Source organism: Hyalangium minutum (assembly GCF_000737315.1).
GTDB classification, from domain to species: Bacteria; Myxococcota; Myxococcia; order Myxococcales; family Myxococcaceae; genus Hyalangium; species Hyalangium minutum.
Window position 1 is genome coordinate 1 of the sequence record NZ_JMCB01000019.1, and the last position, 18,594, is coordinate 18,594.

At 63.0% G+C, this 18,594-nt stretch carries 15 protein-coding genes and 1 pseudogene; 5 read left to right on the forward strand and 11 right to left on the reverse strand.

Annotated elements, in window-relative coordinates:
• Nucleotides 1-317: 317 nt before the first annotated feature.
• A complete protein-coding gene (locus DB31_RS45550) occupies nucleotides 318-737 on the forward strand; it encodes a hypothetical protein (protein ID WP_052420515.1) in 420 nt (139 codons plus the stop codon).
• Between the two features lie 379 nt (nucleotides 738-1,116).
• Here the strand turns inward: DB31_RS45550 and DB31_RS47275 are convergent, their stop codons facing one another.
• The 3 genes from DB31_RS47275 to DB31_RS49305 are packed head-to-tail and all read right to left on the reverse strand — an operon-like array spanning nucleotide 1,117 to nucleotide 6,338.
• On the reverse strand, nucleotides 1,117-2,373 hold the full coding sequence (locus DB31_RS47275; protein WP_075306389.1) for a phosphorylase family protein: 1,257 nt from the start codon (nucleotides 2,371-2,373) through the stop codon (nucleotides 1,117-1,119).
• Between the two features lie 3 nt (nucleotides 2,374-2,376).
• Complete coding sequence (locus tag DB31_RS49300; protein WP_075306391.1) at nucleotides 2,377-2,829, reverse strand: response regulator; 453 nt, start codon at nucleotides 2,827-2,829, stop codon at nucleotides 2,377-2,379.
• Nucleotides 2,826-6,338, reverse strand: coding sequence for a hypothetical protein (locus DB31_RS49305; RefSeq protein ID WP_157232335.1), 3,513 nt, complete (start codon nucleotides 6,336-6,338; stop codon nucleotides 2,826-2,828). The genes DB31_RS49300 and DB31_RS49305 overlap by 4 nt, the downstream gene beginning before the upstream one ends.
• 236 nt (nucleotides 6,339-6,574) lie before the next feature.
• On the opposite strand from DB31_RS49305, the pseudogene DB31_RS35510 reads away from it, so the two are divergent.
• Nucleotides 6,575-7,376: pseudogene (locus tag DB31_RS35510) on the forward strand (IS5 family transposase).
• Between the two features lie 125 nt (nucleotides 7,377-7,501).
• On the opposite strand, the gene DB31_RS35515 reads toward DB31_RS35510, so the two are convergent.
• The 6 genes from DB31_RS35515 to DB31_RS35540 form a co-directional block, all read right to left on the reverse strand.
• A complete protein-coding gene (locus tag DB31_RS35515; RefSeq protein WP_044196459.1) occupies nucleotides 7,502-7,813 on the reverse strand; it encodes a DUF378 domain-containing protein in 312 nt (103 codons plus the stop codon).
• A 327-nt stretch (nucleotides 7,814-8,140) separates the two neighbouring features.
• On the reverse strand, nucleotides 8,141-8,530 hold the full coding sequence (locus DB31_RS35520) for a hypothetical protein (RefSeq protein WP_044196461.1): 390 nt from the start codon (nucleotides 8,528-8,530) through the stop codon (nucleotides 8,141-8,143).
• Between the two features lie 170 nt (nucleotides 8,531-8,700).
• Complete coding sequence (locus tag DB31_RS35525) at nucleotides 8,701-9,879, reverse strand: MFS transporter (protein ID WP_044196463.1); 1,179 nt, start codon at nucleotides 9,877-9,879, stop codon at nucleotides 8,701-8,703.
• The gene (locus tag DB31_RS35530) at nucleotides 9,876-10,661 is read right to left on the reverse strand and encodes a DeoR/GlpR family DNA-binding transcription regulator (RefSeq protein WP_083969108.1); all 786 of its coding nucleotides are present in this window, start codon (nucleotides 10,659-10,661) and stop codon (nucleotides 9,876-9,878) included. Before DB31_RS35530 ends, DB31_RS35525 begins: the two co-directional genes overlap by 4 nt.
• A 78-nt stretch (nucleotides 10,662-10,739) precedes the next feature.
• Nucleotides 10,740-11,492 carry a hypothetical protein gene (locus DB31_RS35535; protein ID WP_044196465.1) on the reverse strand — a complete coding sequence of 251 codons (753 nt, stop codon included), beginning with the start codon at nucleotides 11,490-11,492 and terminating at the stop codon, nucleotides 10,740-10,742.
• 14 nt (nucleotides 11,493-11,506) lie between these two features.
• Complete coding sequence (locus tag DB31_RS35540; RefSeq protein ID WP_044196468.1) at nucleotides 11,507-14,407, reverse strand: zinc-ribbon domain-containing protein; 2,901 nt, start codon at nucleotides 14,405-14,407, stop codon at nucleotides 11,507-11,509.
• A gap of 150 nt (nucleotides 14,408-14,557) precedes the next feature.
• Here DB31_RS35540 and DB31_RS35545 point away from each other — a divergent pair, with 150 nt between their 5' ends.
• Nucleotides 14,558-15,235 (forward strand): polyhydroxyalkanoate synthesis regulator DNA-binding domain-containing protein, encoded by a 678-nt coding sequence (locus DB31_RS35545; protein ID WP_044196470.1) that lies wholly within the window; start codon nucleotides 14,558-14,560, stop codon nucleotides 15,233-15,235.
• Between the two features lie 32 nt (nucleotides 15,236-15,267).
• Here DB31_RS35545 and DB31_RS35550 read toward each other — a convergent pair whose 3' ends face one another.
• Nucleotides 15,268-16,068: a ParA family protein gene (locus tag DB31_RS35550; RefSeq protein ID WP_044196472.1), complete on the reverse strand. Its 801-nt coding sequence runs from the start codon at nucleotides 16,066-16,068 to the stop codon at nucleotides 15,268-15,270.
• Complete coding sequence (locus DB31_RS35555; RefSeq protein WP_044196474.1) at nucleotides 16,069-16,368, reverse strand: hypothetical protein; 300 nt, start codon at nucleotides 16,366-16,368, stop codon at nucleotides 16,069-16,071.
• 136 nt (nucleotides 16,369-16,504) lie between these two features.
• Between DB31_RS35555 and DB31_RS35560 the strand changes: the two genes are divergently transcribed.
• Both DB31_RS35560 and DB31_RS35565 read left to right on the forward strand, forming a co-directional pair.
• Nucleotides 16,505-17,419: an ArsA family ATPase gene (locus DB31_RS35560; RefSeq protein WP_044196477.1), complete on the forward strand. Its 915-nt coding sequence runs from the start codon at nucleotides 16,505-16,507 to the stop codon at nucleotides 17,417-17,419.
• Nucleotides 17,416-18,534: an ArsA family ATPase gene (locus DB31_RS35565; RefSeq protein ID WP_044196478.1), complete on the forward strand. Its 1,119-nt coding sequence runs from the start codon at nucleotides 17,416-17,418 to the stop codon at nucleotides 18,532-18,534. Before DB31_RS35560 ends, DB31_RS35565 begins: the two co-directional genes overlap by 4 nt.
• Nucleotides 18,535-18,594: the final 60 nt, after the last annotated feature.

Here is an 18,594-nt window from a genome sequence, read left to right on the forward strand (position 1 = left end):
TGCCCCCACCGCTCCCAGTGCAGCCTCCCGTGAACGTCCCTGCTGTATCCGCGCCTGCACCTCCACAAGCGGCAGCCCCCCTCCTCGCCGCTCCTGCCACCCCCCAGAAGGAAGGATCCACAGTGAAGAGCAAGCCGCCGGATGCACTCAAGCCAACACGCAACGTACGCGGCCAGTCGTCGGCCCCCGCCGCGACAGACCCGACATTCCCAGCGTGGTGTCGAGCCGTGACGCTGACAGCGGCGATGGCTGCTGGATGTACGGGGGCTCAACTCAGGCCGGAGCCTTTCGAGTGCCCGCCGGGAGCACAGGAAGCCATGGAGAAGGAACTCGGCTGGCGCATGGGGGAGACATTCAGCCTCAAACTGGATGACAGAGGGCCGAATAAGGGCGTCCACGCCTACCGCCCTGGGCCCGTTGTCGGCGTCGTAACGAACCGGGTGGTGAACAACGAGAATCAAATGCGCAAGGCGCCCCCGAGTACCCGTTTCTTCGGCAAGGTGTACGTGGTGCCTGGGAAGACACCTAGCGGCAAACCCGGCGAGATCATCGCCGTGTATGACCGGGTGAAACTGCCCAATCGAGAAGAACTGCCCGTCTGTTTCGTCTCGGGTGGCGACGGCACGTTTGCGCCCATTGAGGAGTTCAAAGGCGACACAGCGCTTGCCCCAAGCGTGACGACAGGAATGGTCGTGGACCGCTGGCCGGAGCGTTTAGATCCGGGTTGGTACCCGTAAGCGGCTGCTGCAAACCTGAGTGAGAAATCCCCACCCACCAAGCGCCCTGGTTCTGAGAGGAACGGCCGATGCACGTGCCGGAGTTGGGGCCGCAGCACTCCACGATGATGCGACAGCCACGTCCATCAACTCCATCCAACCGACAACAAATTCTGGAGTGTCGAGCCCTACGTAGAGAACCAGCCCCAGGAGCGCCACCGCCACCTTCGCGGGAGCCAGGGGGTTGAACGGCTTCACGATCTCTTGTGAAAGGGGGCAGTTCGAGTACTGCTTGGTTAGGCTAGGAGTACGCTGCTGAGCCGAGACGGATGTGCTGACGTTTGAACCCCAAGAAAGGAACAAGTCCTGACGGAACAACGAACCAGCAGCCACAAGCCTTTCAGTCTTCAGAGCCAAGTGAGTCAATGAACTCGGCAATATTGGTCTCCAAGAAACATCTTAAGGCCTGAGCACTGGAGTACGCAGCATAAGATTGAAAATCATCGCTCTTTTTCGAGTCAGCCAAATCGCTAACTGACTTCATCGCAAACATTAGGGGGCGCGGCTCAGATACTTCTCTCGCGGCGGCGTAGAGGCCATAAATTTCCATCTCAATTCCGGCGATCTTCCGATGTTGATGCTCCTGTATTTCGAGGACAGTCGTTCCGTCTGCGAGCACCACAGAGCCAGACGCAACTGGCCCCACAATCCCCTTCAGAGAAGTTGGTGGCTTGGGACCACGCCAGCCTGAGGCAATCTGACTCCAAACGCTCGCATTATCTATGAGTTGTTCAAATCGAGAAACAACTAAGGGTTCCACATCAAGATGATGAGGATCGCTAAGGAAGCCGATGTCTGTCTTTCCCTTGCCTTTCACTCTCTTGCCGCTTTGCCACTCCCAGACGGGAGTAGCAAGAATGACATCACCAACATTAGATCGACTGGCCAACCCTGCGCAGATGCCGGTCATTACCAACACACGAGGCCGGAAAGCTTCAATGTACTTCATCGCATGCAATGTAGTTGCAACGAGCCCCATTCTCGGCGCAGCAGAGGCCACCACCGAAAAATTCTGACCTCCCATAGCAAAACTGCCTTCGTAGTAGAACGAAGAATGATCTAACAACCGAGCCGAATCAAACCCCCAGGGCAGATCGCGAACCGCTCTCAACTCTGGCTCTCGAAGTGCAGTCAACACGCAAACGTCTTTGTTGTAACGAACTGGAGACCGCGATTGCTTGATGCGAAAGAGATCCGAGATCAGCATCTTTAATTGATTCTGCCAACGCTCGGAGGAGTGGTCAAAGTACAGCAAATTAATTAGTCGGTTTGCCAGTCGTGCCTCATGAAGACGGGAAAGGTCTTCGCGGGCTGTGACGACAACAATATGCATCGGCCTGTAAAAACCGTCACGCTCATGGATCTCATCGATAAGGTCCAATCCGCCAGTATCTGAAGGACGCTCTTCAGGCCGGTTAGGCAGAGCCAAATCAAGGATCATCAAGCTATACTGGTTGCGCCGCAACTTATCCCGGGCATCGTAAGAGTTCTGAGCAATCGTAATATTGTCCCGTTGCACGCCAGCCGCCACGAGAATTTTGACGAATCGCTCGAGTTTCATCTGCTCGTCGTCGACGACGAGGACGCTGAGTCCCATTAGTCACCCACCAACTGAGATCATTGCATCTATGAGCATGTGCTTCCATTGCTCCGATGCGGCATTGTAGTAGATTATGCCGCGAAAATTTCCTGGATAAGATTCTTTTAGTGTTTCTCCAAGAGTCTCAATCTCAATTTCGTCATCGCCGGTGTCAAATCTCTCGAATTGAGTGACAACAATCACTGGCGTCGCGAGTTCTAAAAAATCCATATATCCTAGCAATTCTCTGCCGCCAAAAGCCTGCGGTCGACCTCCTGGTTCCTCCCCTCCGATGTCATATGAAGGTAGCGACATGTCGAGCAGCACAATGTCAAACGAACGAGCGCGTATTTCAATCTTCCCGCTATGAACAGAACGTGCGCTCAAGATCGTACACAATGGAAATGCCTCTTTAACAAAAGAGGAGAGTTGTTTAAATTTGAACTGATCATCTTCGATGATGAGAACGTTCATTGTTCCATCTCCACCCCCAGGATCAATTCTCCCCGCCCCTGCATCTCGATGTGGAAGAGCGACATGCCAACATGCAGGAAGAAGCAGTCTTTGTTCTTGAATCCAAAATTCAATGCATGAGCCTTGTACTGGCTCACAATGCGCTTAAGCTTTACCAAGCCGGACTTTCCTTCCACTGACACACGAGTGCGGTAACCGTCCCCACCGATAAGCACGCGGATGTCGTCCAGGGCTTTTTCTGCGCTGGGAGAATAGGCGTCGCCTGCAATCTCGCTCTCGATATCGATGGAAAGGAGATCCGATGCGCGATCATCCTTGACACGAATCTGTACTGCAGGCTGTCCCAACACCTTGGAATGTCTGTAGATATTATCTAATGCAATGAAAATAATATCAGTCACTTCGTTGAGGACTGTGCCTCCCATTCGGCGATCTGCTTCAAGTATTCTCTCAATTTTCGGAGAAAAGCCTCGCAGCGTCCGAAGCGCGGATTCGACGGCGATGTCGATTATTTGCTCGATTGTGAAACTAGCGGTCACATCAGAAGACTCGTCAAGGTGCAACCAGTCAGCAACACGTAACATTGCATGCTGGGCTCCCGTGTTGGCGGTAACCAAACAATTCTTGAGTTCAGTATATTGCCATTCATCCAGCGCTTCACCGAGTCGGCTATATACTTCCTGGAAAATACGCTCAGCTTCAGTTCGGAAGATTCCATCTATTGCCACCCTGGCTGATTCCAAGTCAGTACTCAGTTGTTGCCTGAACATGGTAAAGCACAGCGAAAGGAAGTCTTCAAAGGTTGAAGTTTCCTGGGCGTCGTTCCGGATCGCGTGAACGAGGAAGGGATTAAATGAGCGGCCAAAAACACCCTGCGGATGTTGCTCGCTTCGAATGTGTAGAACAGGCTTGATTTGTTCCTCTATCAGCAGGTCATATTTCTCTGAAAGCCAAGCGAGTGCCTTGTCGACTGTGTTCTCCTGCTCAGGCGTGGCGACATGAAGACGTGATATCCAAAAATCATTGCGTTTGTAAGTCCCTGTGACTTCATCGCGCGTGGTGATTAACTTTCGATCATCCAGTGGGCCTCGCAATGTTCCGGACAGGGTCCCATGTCGAATCCGCATGCTCAAAAAGCAATCAAGGCCATGCTCAGAATTGTTAAGAAATTCTTTCCACAAAGCCTCGAGCATTTCTATCAAGAGTGCATCATTGTCTTCATGAGGCAACTCAAGATACTGCGCAGGCATTGGTTTGCGCGTTGTCAGCGCATCGCGAACAGCCAACTCAAAGTCTCTTCTAGAACTCTGCGGACCCGTTTGTAGGAATTCTTTGTAACGATCAAATATTTCCCGGAGTTCCCGCTCAGCCCAGCGCGAGATGGCGTCGTCGTCAACAAAAACGCGGCTTCGATCAACGATCTGGACGCCTTCCTCAATTTTTAGCTTAGTAGCTAGGCTTTTGATTTCTCCGCGATAGATCTCGGCATTGTCTGGATCCAGGCTAACGAGGAGGGAGCACACGTTGATACGCTCTTCGTCGATAGCCCGTGATGTTGGCAACCCACGACATGCCTCAAGTACAGGTTGCACACAGATTTTCTTGAGAAAGTACAACACCTGCTCGCGATCATATTCGTTGATCCTTCGAGCTATGTCTGATGGGTGTTCTAATCCATTTTTCGCAAGAAATTCATCACAAGACCATCGCAGATTGTTCTTAGAATCTTGAGTCTCGTGAAGTCTATTTTGTAGATCAAAGAGGATTGGAGTTGAAATGAGCTTTAGGAAGGGGCGCATCGACTTCAGCTTTCTGCCATCCATGATGCGCCTGATCGGAAACACAAGTCGCAAGGAGTCACGCAAAGCACACCAATGAGCGATTTGCTCAATGGCAGCCTCAAGTTTCCCCATCCCCAACAGGCATTCGACGCTGTAGCGCGCACCTGCGAAACGTACAATGAGATTGCTGTCCAGGAGCAGTTCTTGCGCAATAGCGTATGCCAGCCCAAAATTCTTCTGTTCCAAATGGGCTTGAAGCGAGCCCTCGGCGAGTTGTTCCCGCGAAAGCGCATTCGCAGTTTGTTGATCAACATGAAGCCCAGCGGCAACGCCAGCGCTTAGTACTGCGAGAGACCTTCCATACTTTGCTTCACACAATGCAAAGTACGCGGCCCGCCTTTCAGTCTTCAGGGCAATGATGTCAGAAGGATCATGGATTGAAGAACAGGCGAACTGCGTCAAGCGCAAGGCATGGACTGATTGAGCTGCGGGTGTAGACGTGCTCAGTAGCGCCGATGCCATCACCGCAGGCATTATCGGCAATGCGCTATAGTTCTTAGATAGCTTGGCAAGCTCAAGGATTGATCGCGCAAGATTATCAGTTCGGCCGAAAACAGAAGCCAAGAGACTAACCATCTTGTCTTGCAGTGTCTCTGACCGCTCAGTCTCACGCTGTAAGTACGCCAAGCTTCTGGCTTTGATGATCATGCAGGAGAGATCGAGAGGGTCTTGGCTCAGAGTGACGTCAGATGCGCGTATCGCATCGTCGTAGCGCCCCGACCAAAATGCATCTGATGCGGCTCCATCAATGGGCCGAAGGGAACTAAGGTCAGTTACGCCGTTGAACCAATAGAGCAGCTTGGTTATGCGATTGTCGCCGATAGGGCTTAGAAGGGACAGCGCTTGAGATATTTCACCATGCAGACTTTCTTCGTCGGGAAGACTAAGCATGTGACGAGAAATGAGCAGAAATGTCTCGTACAGATCTACGAGAGAAGCTGTTGCGTCATGCCTTAGAATCGCTGCCAGTTGAATCGAATCCTGTGGCAAGTCCCCTGTGATTCGATAGGATAGATACGCACCTAAGTCGTCGTGCAGCTCCCAGGCAGTGAGCTTCCGATTGAAGTTGGTTGCGAAGCGAGGCAAGGTGATGCTGTCTTCGTTCCTCCTGCTCGTATAGTGGGCTACAAAAGCAGCAAATGACTTCTTTGCGCGTTGCTTTATATTTTTGGTGAATTCTTTCTGCTTCTCCAGTCCAGATTTGGCTTGCAGTGTTGCAATGCGATTCTCAATCGACCAAAGCGAATAGCCGAATTTGTTGTCCACCTCATCCAGTGCTCCAAGCGCCGCATCATACTGGCTAGTCAATAGGTTGCGCGCGAACTTCTGGGACAAGTTAACATAGGAGCCCAAAGTCTGAGTGCGTTGACTAAGAACTAAAGCAGACCATAGGATCTCTTTGACGGCTGGTACCTCATCCTGCGGGCGCCTGCGGTGCAGATTCCGGAGAGAACGCACAGGCGTAATCCCAAGTGCGCCACTTCGTGCTTTGGGGATCCGCGTCATCCAGGTCATGAACCCGGGCAACTGCTTTTCCGGAAAGCTCAGGCGGATTGCGTTAATTGTATCATGTAGTTCATCGCCTTTTTGATGAGCTCGGCCGCGTACGAGATTCTTCGCGAGATGAATCTCTATCTGCTGGTCGTCGAGATTATTGTTCCGTGACATTGCCGCGTTGATTTGATCAGGTGAATTGATTTGATCAGGTGAATTAGAGTCGAGCTTTGAACTTCTAGTGCGGTTCTAGGGTTTTGTAGCTGCATCGTCAATGAAGGTGTGGAGTTCGCGCGTCCCTGAAGGCTTAGAGCCTATCTCAGTAGGGAAGAAAACGCCCTACCTGATGGGTTAGAAGGTGAAGGAGGAAGTGTGGATTGGGAGTAGCGAAGAGGGATGACGGTTGAAGGATGCCGGAGGAACTGTGGGCGAAGATAGAGCCCCTGCTGCCGCCGAGGCCCGAACACCCGCTGGGGTGCCATAACCCGAGAGTGCCGGACAGGGCGGCCATGGAAGCCATCCTGCTGGTGCTGCGCACGGGGATGCAGTGGCAGGCGCTGAAAGCCACCGGCCTGTGCCACCCGTCCTCCGCCTACCGGCGGTTCCGCGAGTGGCTTACGGCCGGAGTCTTTCACGAGTTCTGGCGCCTGGGACTGCTGGCGTACGACGCCCTGGTAGGCATCGACTGGCAGTGGATGAGCGTGGACGGGGCGATGACCAAGGCGCCGCTGGGAGGAGAGAAGACTGGCCCCAACCCGACCGACCGCGCCAAGAAGGGAACCAAGAGGAGCTTGCTCACAGACAGGCGTGGCGTACCGCTGGGGGTGGTGGCCGCAGGAGCCAACGTCAACGACCATAAACTGCTGCCCTCTACGTTCGACTCGGTGCCGGTGAAACGTCCCGAGCCTGAACCATGGCCTGCCCAGCACCTGTGCCTGGATGCGGCCTACGCCTGTACCGAAGTGCGTCGGTGGGGAGACACGTTCCGCCTCCGGCGGCACATCCGCCCGCGTCGTCCCCCCGTCACGCCCCCGAAGAAGAGCCGCCGGCCGCCGCAAGAAAGCGCGCCGCTGGGTGGTGGAACGCTCCCACTCGTGGATGAACCGCTTCCGAAGAATCCTCATCCGCTGGGAGAAGCGCGAAGACACCTACCTGGCCATGCTCCACTTGGCCCTGGGCATCATCACTTGGTTCCACTTCCTACCGAAATAGGCACTTAGCGCGCTTCGCTCCGTCCTCAACGCTTACGTCTCCCCTCGAGATCGCGGTCCTCGCCAAGCACGGCACGGGTCCGTCCTCAATCTCCTCCAGCACGTCGCTGACCGGACGGATACGTACTAAGGGCGCACGTCAGCCTGCCGATTGACCCCAGCACCCGTCCTCGTGGTCGTTGTGGTCGTTGTCGTCGTGTCCACCGGCCGGCGCCACGGGAAGAGGAGCGCAAGCGCCACTCCCGACAGCCCCACGATGGAGTAGAGGAGGCGTCCAAGGGCGCTGGTCTGCTCTCGCGTGTCGCCACCAAAGATCGCGTTCACGAGGTTCCAGTTGAAGAAACCAATCAGGCCCCAGTTGATGGCGCCGATGATCACCAATACAGCCATCACCTTGGCGAGCCCTGCCTTCAGGCCGCCAGCTTCCACTCGTTCCATGGCTCGTCTCCTCGACCCTAGGTGTCTCAAGGCTGGCGGCGTGTAGTGCCTCCTCGGTGAAGCCCGAGCCGCCCGCTGTAGTAACTTTGTGGCGTGTCCGATGATCTGGCTCGACGGCCTCGCTGGTCCGTGGCGCTGTCGTCCTGGCAGGCCGCAACTCACGCAGCTCCCTGCCGGGAAGATCCAGCCCGGCCAGCCCTGGCCTCAGGTGACAATGGAAGCCGAAGTCGATGCGGCCCCGAAAGTAGCGACGGCGCTTCGTACGCGCGGCTTCGAGCCTCACCCAGCCCAGGGTGGCTTCCTCATCCACTTGCACCTGCGTGCCCCCTAGCGAGAGCGCTTTTGGCTCACCCGCGTGAGCCTCTTGCTTGCCTGGAGCCCCTTGACGTCGCCGCGGCCGGTGGTGCGCTTGCGCGTCCCCTCCTTGCGGTAGCCGACGGCCGCATCCACCGGAAGCGTCTTGCGGCGCGAGGTGCTGCTGCCGGTTTCGGGCAGTGGCAGCTTCTGGCTCGTCGCAGTCAGCCCCTTGCCTGGGCGGCGGCGTGGACTGACGTTGCGGTCCCTGAACTCCAGGCTCCCCTGGGGCCAACTCTCTATCTTCTTGGCCCGGTGCGTGCTCAAGCCTCCAGTCTCATGGACATCCGAGGCCTTGAGCTTCATCGTCGTGCCCTGCCGCTTGGCGTGCTTCGCGCGAAATGCCTGTGTCTTCTCTGGCATGGAACCTCCCAGTGACTCAGGTAGGGATGGCTCGGCGGAGGTGCCAGGGGCCATGACCGAGCAGGCGTTGGAGTCGATGTCAGGTTCCGACGCCGCGCTCCCTTCCCATGCCGTCGTGCTTGCAAAGGCTTGAAAGAGCCGCCAGCCCAAGAGGTTCCGGGCCGGTCAACTCAGGCGCTCCGGCCTGGCCTCACCAGCGTTCCGCCCACCGCCACGATGCCCAGAAACACCACCAGCAGGCCCAGCGCCAACGGCAGCCCGAGCTGATCCGCCAGGAAGCCCACCACCGGCGGACCCACGAGGAAACCGCAATACCCGGCCGTGGATACTGAAGCGATGGAGACACCGGGCGAGCTGCCCGGGGTACGGCTCGCGGCACTGAACAGCACGGGGATGAGGTTGGACAGGCCCAGCCCCACACAGGTGAAGCCCACCAGCGCCGCCACCGGGTGGTGCAGCAACAAAGCGCCCCCAAGCCCAGCCGCCGCCAACACTCCTCCCACGCGCACCAGCCGCTCTGGCCCCACCACCGCCACGAGCCGATCCCCCGTCAGCCGCCCCAGGGACATGGCCAGCGAGAACACGGCATAGCCCGCCCCGGCGATGCCCGCCTCGGCCTTCAGCGACTGGCGAAGGTACACCGCGCTCCAGTCCGCCATGGCGCCCTCGACGACGAGCACGAAGAAAGCGAGACCGCCCAACAGCAGCAACGGTCCCTTCGGCAGGGCAAAGGTCTGTGCAGCCCCTCCCACGTCCGCAGAGCCCGGCAGCAGCGAACGAGAGACGACGACTACGGTGATCAACCCCAGTCCCCCCGCGAGCACCATGTGCTGCGAGGGCGTCAGCCCGTAGGACAGCGCGAGGATGGAGCCGCCCGAGCCCACCAACCCGCCCAGGCTGAACAAGCCATGGAACGAGGACATGACGGAGCGGCGCATTCGCCGCTCGACCGCCACGGCGTGGGCATTCATCGCCACGCCCATGGCCCCAGTGGTCGCGCCGAACGCCACCAGCATGGCCGCGAACCACGGCAGGCTGGGCGCGTGTACGGGCAGCACCACGATTGGACAGAGCAGCAGCGAAGTCACGAGCGTCACGGCCCGGCTCCCCCACCGCGCCACCTGCGCCCCGGCGATGGGCATGGAGACCAGCGAGCCCGCGGCCACCCCGAGCAGCGCCAGACCGAGCTGGCCCGCGCTCAGGCCCAGCCGGGCTTGAACGGTGGGGATGTGCGGCACCCAGCTCGCGAACGAGAAACCGTTGACGAAGAACACGGCGGAGACCGCGACGCGCGCGGCCGTGGCGGAAGGCTCGGCGCCGCCCTCCCAGGTCAGGCTCGAGGAGCTCATGCGGTAAGGATCCGGAGGTTGAGTTTGCGGAAGGGGCTCAGCGTGGCCTCGGGAGCGCTGGCCTCGGTGACGAGCGTGGCCAGCCGATTGGCCGGAGCCACGGCGAAGGGCGACAGCGTGTCGAGCTTGTCGGCGGTGAGCACGGCCACGGTCTCGGCCGCCTGGTGGACCATGACCCGCTTGGTGGCGGCCTCCTCGGCGAGCGTGGCGGTGACGCCTCCCTCGATGTGCAGGCTGCAGATGCCCAGCAGGCACAGATCCGCGTGAATCTGCCGCAGGGCTTCCACCGTCTCGGCGCCCACGACCGTCAGCGCTTCCGGGTGTAGGCGGCCACCCACGAGCCGGACCTCGATCCCTGGATGCTCGGCCAAGGCGAGCGCCACGGGAGGACTCACGGTGATGACCGTGGCGCGCAGGTCCTTGGGCAGGCTGCGAGCGACCTCCAGCGTGGTGGTGCCACCATCGATGAAGATCACCTGCCCTGACTGGACCAGCCCCGCGGCCACGTGGGCCAAAGCCTGCTTGGCCGGCTGCTGAAGCTCCGCTCGGGCCTGATGGCTGAGCTGCACGTGGGTACGCGGCAGCGCACCCCCGTGAACCCGTCGGAGCAGCCCTGCTTCATCCAATTCCCGCAGATCCCGGCGGACCGTGTCCTCCGAAACCCGCAACAACCGGCACAGGTCGGAGGCATACACGCGCCCCTCGGTGGAGAGGTGCTCCAGAATGGCCTTCCGCCGCTCCTCGGGGAGCAGGGGGTCGAGAGCGGTATTGGGAGGTTGCATGGCCATGCAGGTCCTTGCTGTTTCCAGCAATATCCCGCACAAACCCGCAACATTCAAGAGGGGCCCTGCACCCGCGCCCTATCCGTCCCCCGGGCCCAGGGTCAGCAACCGCTCGGCCTGCTCGCGCAGGGACGGGTGCACGGAGGAGTCCGCAGCCAGCTCGGCCAGGTCCGTGCTGTTGAGCAACGGGACGATCTTCGCCCCCACCTCGGGTGGCAGGTACGGGTTGAAGGCGAGCGCTCGGCGCACCGCGTGCCGGGCCGCCCAGCGCGGAGACTTCCAGATCTCCACCAGGGGCTCGGGCCGGGCCGGGCGGCGCGCGGCCATTCGCACCACCAGCGCCTCCGTGAGCCGGGGGTTGATGAGCGCGTTGCGCACCACGGCCGGGTTGCTCACCGTGGCCAGCCGCGAGAGCACATCCGGATCGCGCGTGAGGCGCGCCTGCTGCTTCAGGTGCCCGAGCGACTGCGTGAAGGCCTTCGCGTCCGCCTTGGCCGCCGCGCCCGCATTCAGCTCCCGGCGAGCGGGGCCGTCCGCGAACAGGTCCGCCACCGCAGGCAGCGACTGCACCTGCGCCAGCCGCCGCAGTTCCTCCGCATAGGGAATCTGCGAGGCCTCCATCCCCAGCGCGGCCACGAAGGCGGAGAGCACGTGGGTGGCGGGCTCCCAGCCCGAGCGCGCCAGGGAGATCAGGTGATCGACCAGCTCGGTGGCGTCGAGCGGATCATACCGGGCCAGCTCGCGTGCAGCGGCCTTGCGGAGGATCGCCGTGTCTCCGCTCAGTCCGTGCAGCCGGAGCGCGAGGTTCCGGGCTTGCTCCTGGGTGGGCATGGCTCATCCCTCCCTTACGGTTTGGGCGCCTCCTCGGCCACGGGCTCCATCGTCACCCGGAGCCGCAGAGCGCTGAGATCCTTGGGGTACTCCTGGAGCACCAGCGTGAAGGGCGCCCGCTTCCCAGGAGCCACCACCGTCGCACTCGCATCCAGCTTGGTGCGCAGCTCCGTGAGGGCCTCGGCCGTGTTGACGGCGTGGAGCTCCTCGGGAGAGGGCGACACTCCCGCCAACCCCTCGGCGGACTTCACCCGCTGGTCGCCGTCGTACAGCGCGGCGGTGACCTTCACCTTCGCCGGCTGCGAGGAGCGGTTCTCCACCTCGCCGCGGACGTAGAAGATCGGCGTGGTGCCCTTGGTGTCATAGAGGCCGTTGGTGACGTCCCGCATGACGAACTGGCTGGGCGCCAGCAGCTTGATGATGTGGCTGGGCGAGAGCGCGGCCGGATCCACCCGCCCCTCCTTCATATACACACCGCCCACCGCAGTGAGCGCCAGCAGCAGGCCCGCGGCGATGGTGAGGTAGGCCACCTGCCCTGTCACGGCCTGGGCCGCCGAGACCTTGCGCCGCTCGGGGATGCCCATGTCCGCGGGCCGGCCCGCAGGGCGCGCGATGTTCGGAGAGGCCAGGGTCGGCACGGGCCTCGGCGGAGACGCGGGCTCGGCAGCCTGCGATGGCAGATTGATGAGTTCGTGCGAGCCGGCCGAGTTGCCCTCGATGGGAATCGACTCTGCCCCCATCTCCGCCCCCGCCCCCTCGTGGGCAGGGATGTCGAGCATCTGCCGCCCCGTGTCCGTGGGGCTGAGGGTCTGATGGCTCGTATCGGTCTGGGTGAGGAAGCCCTCGGAGGGACCGATACGCTGGCGCCCTGTCATCGTGGGCGAGAAGGCAGGCTCCGCTGAGGCGAACGGATCGGCCATGCCCCCACCCGGACCAGGGCCCGCGGCGGCGGCAAACGGATCGGCCATGCCTCCACCCGGGCCAGGACCCGCGGCGGCAGCAAACGGATCGTCCATCCCGCCTGGAGCCGGCGCCTGAGGAGCAGCGAATGGATCCTCCATGCTCGCGGGCTGAGCCGGAGCAGCGAACGGATCGTCCATTCCGCCCCCCGGGGGTCCGAACGGATCCGCCATGCCTGCCGCAGGTGCGGGCGAGGACGCGGGCGAATCGAACGGATGATCCATGCCGCCCGGGGGCCCGAACGGATCCGCCATGCCGCCAGGAGCAGCCGTAGGGCTCTCGGGCGAAGCGAACCCATCGTCCATCATCCCGAAGTCCATGGGCCCCGGAGGCGCGAAGCTCGCGCTCATTGGCGCAGGCGCAGGCGCAGCGGGGGCATGGGGCACGGCACCGCCGAAGGACGGACCAAACTCGTCGCCTCCGGGAGGAGCGAAGGGATCGGACGGAGGCGGGGCGAAGGGATCCGCAGCAGGAGCCGCGGGCGCAACGGGCGCCCCACCCAGCTCCATGCCTTGAGGGCCGAATGGATCTTCGTCCGAGAACGACAGGGGCGCGGCCTGCGGCGCAGGCACGGGCACGGGAGCAGGCGTGAACGACGGCGCAGGCGCAGGCGCGGCCGCGACCCCGAAGCCGAACTCGTCCGAGGGAGGCTCGCCCAGTTCGAAGTTCGAGGGACCAAACGGATCGCTCGCCATGGCCGCCGGTGCAGCGGGCGCGGGCGCAAGCGCGGGCGGCGGAGCCATCGCCGGAGGCGCCATCCGAGACACGGGCGCAGGCGTCGAGACGCTGGCAAGTGCCGGAGATGGAGGCAGCCGATTGGCCCCAGCAGCAGGCCCCGAGGGTGGCCGGCCCAGGCCTGCGGGCGGAGCCCCCGACACGGGCAGAGGCGTCGGACGGCCCATCGCGACGGGAGGCTTCGGCTGCGCGACGGGCGCGGGAGGCGGCGCCGGGTCGTCGAACATCGCCATCGGGTCGAACGCGGGCGCGGCGGCGGGCTCCGGCGCCGCACCGCCCAGGTCATCGCCCGACGAGCCGAACGGATCGCCATCCGGGGGTCCGAACGGGCTGGCGGGAGCAGGCCTGGCCTGCGCAGGAGGCGGAGCCGACGGCAGCGGCACTGGCGCACTGGGCACGGGGGCCGCCGGAGCCGGACCACCGGCCGGGCCGGCGAAGAACTCCGAGAACAGGTCGTCCGACGGCGCGGGGGCCGGCGCCGCAGCCGGAGGCAGAGGCTCCAGGGCCTTCACCCCCGGGCGCGCACTGCTGGCAGGCGCCGAGGCGCCAGGAATCGACATGGCCGGAGGCGCCAATGTCCTGGGCGCGGTCGGCGAGGCCCCACCCAGAGGCCGGGCTCCGGCCACCCCAGGCTTGACTGGAGCGGGCGTGGGCAGGCCGCGGGCTCCGGCGGGCGGTGCCACACTCGGAATCCCGGGCAGACCTCCACCCGGCCCCGAGGGCTTGAACGGAACCGCACCGGGTCCCGGAAGACCCTGGACGGGCGGCGGGGAGAACGCCACGGGCGGCAGGGACGGTACCGGAGGCCGCGCCTCGGGCGGAATGTTGAGCGGGATGGCCCGGGTCGTCTCCTGGAAGAAATCTTCGCCCATGCCCGAATCCGGCGCGTTCCAGGGCGCGGAGGGCTGGGGCACGGGAGGCGATGGGGCCTTGGTGGCCGCAATGCCCTCGGCGTACACGCCCGGCTTGGTGGATTGCCCCTTGGGTGGCTCGGGCGCAGTGCCGAACTTCTCAAAGGGATCGAACCCGCCTTCCGAGGGGGCCGGGCCAGGCGATGGAGACACCGCTGGCAGAGACGTCACCGAGGGGGACGCCGCCGACTCCCGCGTCACGCGGAAGGTATGGCTACACTTGGTGCAGCGGACCTTGACCCCCTTGTCCGTCACCTTCTCGTCGGGGATCTTGAATCGCGTCTGGCACTGCTCGCACTTGACGATCATTCGCTCGGCTCGGGAGTATAGGCCCCAAGCCCGTCCGCCGCGAGCAAGCAACCAAGCCAGCTTGCTCCCCGATCACCCCTTTGCTACAGGGTTTCCGCGTTTCCGTGCTTCACGCGCAAGGCTTCCGGACGTGGGCGGAGAGAACCGAACATGAGCGAAGCAGAGCAGGCAAGCGCTCCAGGTGGCAAGGAGCCCAAGGTCATCAAGCGGTACACCAACCGGAAGCTCTACGACACCGTGGAGAGCCGGTACGTCACGCTCGATGAGATCGCGGCGATGATCAAGGAGGGCGTCGAGGTACGGATTGTCGATAACCGTACCAAGGAGGATCTGACCTCCGTCACGCTCGCCCAGATCATCTTCGAGGAGGAGAAGAAGAAGAACCAGATGCCGCTGGCGGTGCTGCGGGAGATCATCCGCCACCCGGGCGAGTCCATCTCGGGCTTCATCCAGAAGGAAGTCACGCCGCGCGTGGCCTCCATCCGCGAGGAGGCCGAGCAGCGGCTGGACAAGCTGCTGCGCCGGGATGAGAAGAAGGACGGCGAGCCCACGGCCGAGGGCCACCAGGAGACGGAGCCGCCTGCGGAGCCCAAGGCCGCCGAGCCCAAGCCCGAGGCCAAGCCAAGCATCAGCCCCTCCGAGCTGCTCAAGGCCAGCCAGCGCGCCTTCGAGGAGTGGCAGCAGAAGATCGACGAGCGCGTCAAGCACGCCGTCGACGGCCTCACCGGCAACCTGCCGGCGCTGGGCCGGGACATGCAGTCGCTGACGCAGCGGCTCGAGGAGCTGGAGAAGAAGCTCGCCGAGCTGGAGCAGCAGAAGAAGTCCTGAGCGGCGCTCCGGAGCCAGGCTCTGGAGTCAGCTCACGTCACCCGAGGCGCCCTCCTCTTCTTGGCGGAGGGCGCGTCGTGGATTTCCTTGGCAATGGCCGCGAGCAGCTCCGCGCCGCGGCTGCTGGGGGCGTACTCCCAGATTGTTTTTCCGTGGCTCTGGGCCTCGTCGATCTTGACGTTGAAGCCCAGGGGCGTGGAGGCCAGCGCGTCGGGGAAGTAGGCCTTGAGCCGCTCGAGGATGGCGTCGGCCAGGGCCGTCTTGCGGTAGAGCATGGGCACCACCTTGGTGACGCGCAAATCCGCGCGGCCCTCGGCGTCGCCGACCTTGCGCACCGTCTCCACCATCTCCGCGCAGCCATCCAGCGCCAGGTACGTGAGCGCCACAGGCACCACCACCTCGGTGGCGGCCACGAGGATGTTGCGCGTGGTGAGCCCCATGGAGGGCGGCGCATCGAAGACGATGGCTTGGTAGCCGGCGGCCTCGGCCGGGGCGAGCCGGTCGGCCAGCCGCCATGAGCGGCGCTCGTCCTGGGCCACCACCACGGGGAAGTCGCTCATCTCCTTATAGGAGGGCAGCACGCTCAGGTTGGGGATGGCGCAGGGCTGCACCACGTCCGTCAACTGCACGTTCTCCTCGGTGAGCAGATGGAAGACGTTGCGCGGCAGGGTGCGCACGTCCACCCCGAGCGACTTGCCCGCATGGCCCTGGGTGTCCAGGTCCACCAGGAGCACCTTGAGCTTGCGCTCCTGGGCGAGCCACGCGGCGGTGTTCACCGCGAGCGTCGTCTTGCCGGTGCCACCCTTCTCGTTGATGAACGCGATGCGCCGCATCTACTTCTTCTTCTCATCCACCAGAGTGTCGATCTTGCCCTCAACGGAGGCGAGCAGCTTCTCCAGGTCATCCACCTTGGAGCGCAGCAGCTCCAGGTCAGCCGTGGACGGCAGGTTCATGGCGGACAGGGCGGTGCGCAGCGCGGAGTCCAGGGTGCCCTTGGCCGCCAGCGAGCGGGACACGAGGCCCTGCACCATCGAGACGAACTTCTCATTGGAGAGCAGCTGCTGGGCGATCTTGCCGATGCGCTCCTCGCCGGTCTCCACCAGCTTCTTCATCACGGGATTGTCTTTGAGCATGGTCGTGAGGTCCTCGTAAGGCACGCCGGGACAGCGGCAAGTCGAGAAAACGACGCGCACTGTGGAAGGTGGCAACGCGACGTGTCAAGCGAGGTTGACAGGGAGCGGAGCCGTCCCTACGGTTCGCCGCTCCCTTATGCCCGGCCTTCTCGACAAGCGCCTGTGGATCGTCTCCGGCAAGGGTGGCGTGGGCAAGAGCACCCTCTCCGCCGCGCTGGCCCTGCGCTCGGCCCGTGCTGGCCGGCGGACGCTGGTGTGCGAGGTAAACACCCAGGAGCGCATTACCCGCTTCCTGGAGCGCCCGGCCGCCGGCCCGAATATCACCCTCATCGAGGAGAACCTGTGGGCGGTGGATGTCCGGCCCCAGGAGGCCATGCGCGAGTACGCGCTCATGGTCCTGCGCTTCGAGACGCTCTACAAGACGGTCTTCGAGAACCGCCTGGTGCGTTACTTCCTGCGCTTCATCCCCTCGCTGCAGGAGCTGGTGATGCTGGGGAAGATCCTCTACCACCTGCAGGAGAAGCTGCCGGATGGGAAGGACCGCTACGAGACGATCGTCCTGGACGCGCCCGCCACGGGGCACGCGATTACCTTCCTCAACGTGCCGCAGGTGCTGCTGCGCACGGTGCCGCCGGGCCCCCTGGCCCGCGACGCGCTGAAGATGAGGGACCTGCTGGTGGATCCCCAGGTGACGGCGGCCATCCTGGTGGCCCTGCCCGAGGAGCTGCCGGTGAATGAAGCGCTGGAGCTGCACGCGGCGCTGCGAGATTCGGTGAAGATCCGCACGCACGCGGCGGTGCTCAACAGCACCTTCCCCGAGCGCTTCACCCAGGCGGACCTGGAGGCGCTCGCGGATTCGCCGGAGCTGCAGCGGGTGGCCAGGTCGCACCACGACCGGGCGATGCTGGCGGAGTTGGCGGCGACGAAGCTGGAGCGCAACCTCCACGTGCCGGTGTACGAGGTGCCTCGGATCTTCACGTCCACCTTCGGGCGCGCGGCCATCGAGCAGGTAATGGGCCACCTCGAGCGCCTCGTGATGGGGGCCCCATGAGCACGGCCCCTCTCAGCGCGGCGCTCGCGAAGAAGCGCGTCCTGGTGTGCGTCGGCTCGGGCGGCGTGGGGAAGACCACGGTGGCGGCCACGCTGGCACTGCGCTCGGCGGTGGAGGGCCGCTCCAGCCTGGTGTGCACGATTGACCCGGCCAAGCGGCTGGCCAACTCGCTGGGCCTGTCGGCGCTGGGCAACACGGAGACGCAGGTCCCCGCCCAGGTGCTCGAGGGGCTGGGGGTGAAGCCCAAGGCCTCGCTGCACGCGATGATGCTGGACATGAAGCAGACGTGGGACGACCTCATCACCCGGTTCGCCCCTCCCGACCAGCGCGAGCGCATCCTCTCGAACCGCTTCTACCAGGCGCTGTCCACGGCGCTGGCGGGCAGCCAGGAGTACATCGCGCTGGAGAAGCTCTGGGACCTGCGGCGCCGCAGCCAGTATGAGCTCATCGTCCTGGACACGCCGCCCACGGCGCACGCGCTGGACTTCCTGGACGCGCCCAACCGCATCCTGGACTTCTTGGACAACGAGGCGGCCAAGTGGCTGCTCACCCCGGCGCTGAAGGCGGGGAAGATCGGCCTGTCGCTGTTCAACCTGGGCAGCAGCTACATGGCGAAGACGCTCTCGAAGTTCACGGGGACGGAGACGCTCCAGGAGCTGTCCAGCTTCATGCTGGCGATCTCCTCCATGAACGAGGGCTTCCGCGAGCGCGCCCGAGGCGTGAAGGATCTGCTGAGGGATCCTCAGACGGGCTTCGTGCTCGTCACGGGGCCCCAGGTGGAGCGGCTCGACGAGGTGACGCACTTCCGCACGCTGCTGAAGCAGAACCAGATGGAGGTGCTGGCGCTGGTGGTGAACCGGGTGCACCCGCAGCCTCCGCCGTCGCTGTGGGACGATGCGGCCCGGCTGGCCACGGGCCGCCGTGCCAAGGTGGAGGAGACGCTGAAGGAGCTGAAGGTGCTGGCCGACCAGGACTCGGCGGCCATTACCCAGCTCTCGGCTGCTTGCCCGGACACACCGCTCATCCAGGTGCCCCGGTTCGAGCTGGACGTGCACGACCTCACCGCACTCTGGCGCACCGGACGCTACCTCGTGGAAGAAGAGAAGATCCCCTGACTCCTCGCCTGCTCTTGGAGACTTCTGTCGCGTGTCCACCGTTGAACCAGGCAGCCAGGA

Excerpts from the sequence above, each read along its gene's own strand:
- DB31_RS35515 (WP_044196459.1), bottom strand. The coding sequence starts at position 7,813 with ATGGAACGAGTGGAAGCTGGCGGCCTGAAGGCAGGGCTCGCCAAGGTG.
- DB31_RS49300 (WP_075306391.1), bottom strand. The coding sequence starts at position 2,829 with ATGAACGTTCTCATCATCGAAGATGATCAGTTCAAATTTAAACAACTC.
- DB31_RS35535 (WP_044196465.1), bottom strand. The coding sequence starts at position 11,492 with ATGCCCACCCAGGAGCAAGCCCGGAACCTCGCGCTCCGGCTGCACGGA.
- DB31_RS49305 (WP_157232335.1), bottom strand. The coding sequence starts at position 6,338 with ATGTCACGGAACAATAATCTCGACGACCAGCAGATAGAGATTCATCTC.
- DB31_RS35520 (WP_044196461.1), bottom strand. The coding sequence starts at position 8,530 with ATGCCAGAGAAGACACAGGCATTTCGCGCGAAGCACGCCAAGCGGCAG.
- DB31_RS35555 (WP_044196474.1), bottom strand. The coding sequence starts at position 16,368 with ATGCTCAAAGACAATCCCGTGATGAAGAAGCTGGTGGAGACCGGCGAG.
- DB31_RS35550 (WP_044196472.1), bottom strand. The coding sequence starts at position 16,068 with ATGCGGCGCATCGCGTTCATCAACGAGAAGGGTGGCACCGGCAAGACG.
- DB31_RS47275 (WP_075306389.1), bottom strand. The coding sequence starts at position 2,373 with ATGGGACTCAGCGTCCTCGTCGTCGACGACGAGCAGATGAAACTCGAG.
- DB31_RS45550 (WP_052420515.1), top strand. The coding sequence starts at position 318 with ATGGAGAAGGAACTCGGCTGGCGCATGGGGGAGACATTCAGCCTCAAA.
- DB31_RS35540 (WP_044196468.1), bottom strand. The coding sequence starts at position 14,407 with ATGATCGTCAAGTGCGAGCAGTGCCAGACGCGATTCAAGATCCCCGAC.
- DB31_RS35530 (WP_083969108.1), bottom strand. The coding sequence starts at position 10,661 with ATGCAACCTCCCAATACCGCTCTCGACCCCCTGCTCCCCGAGGAGCGG.
- DB31_RS35560 (WP_044196477.1), top strand. The coding sequence starts at position 16,505 with ATGCCCGGCCTTCTCGACAAGCGCCTGTGGATCGTCTCCGGCAAGGGT.
- DB31_RS35565 (WP_044196478.1), top strand. The coding sequence starts at position 17,416 with ATGAGCACGGCCCCTCTCAGCGCGGCGCTCGCGAAGAAGCGCGTCCTG.
- DB31_RS35525 (WP_044196463.1), bottom strand. The coding sequence starts at position 9,879 with ATGAGCTCCTCGAGCCTGACCTGGGAGGGCGGCGCCGAGCCTTCCGCC.
- DB31_RS35545 (WP_044196470.1), top strand. The coding sequence starts at position 14,558 with ATGAGCGAAGCAGAGCAGGCAAGCGCTCCAGGTGGCAAGGAGCCCAAG.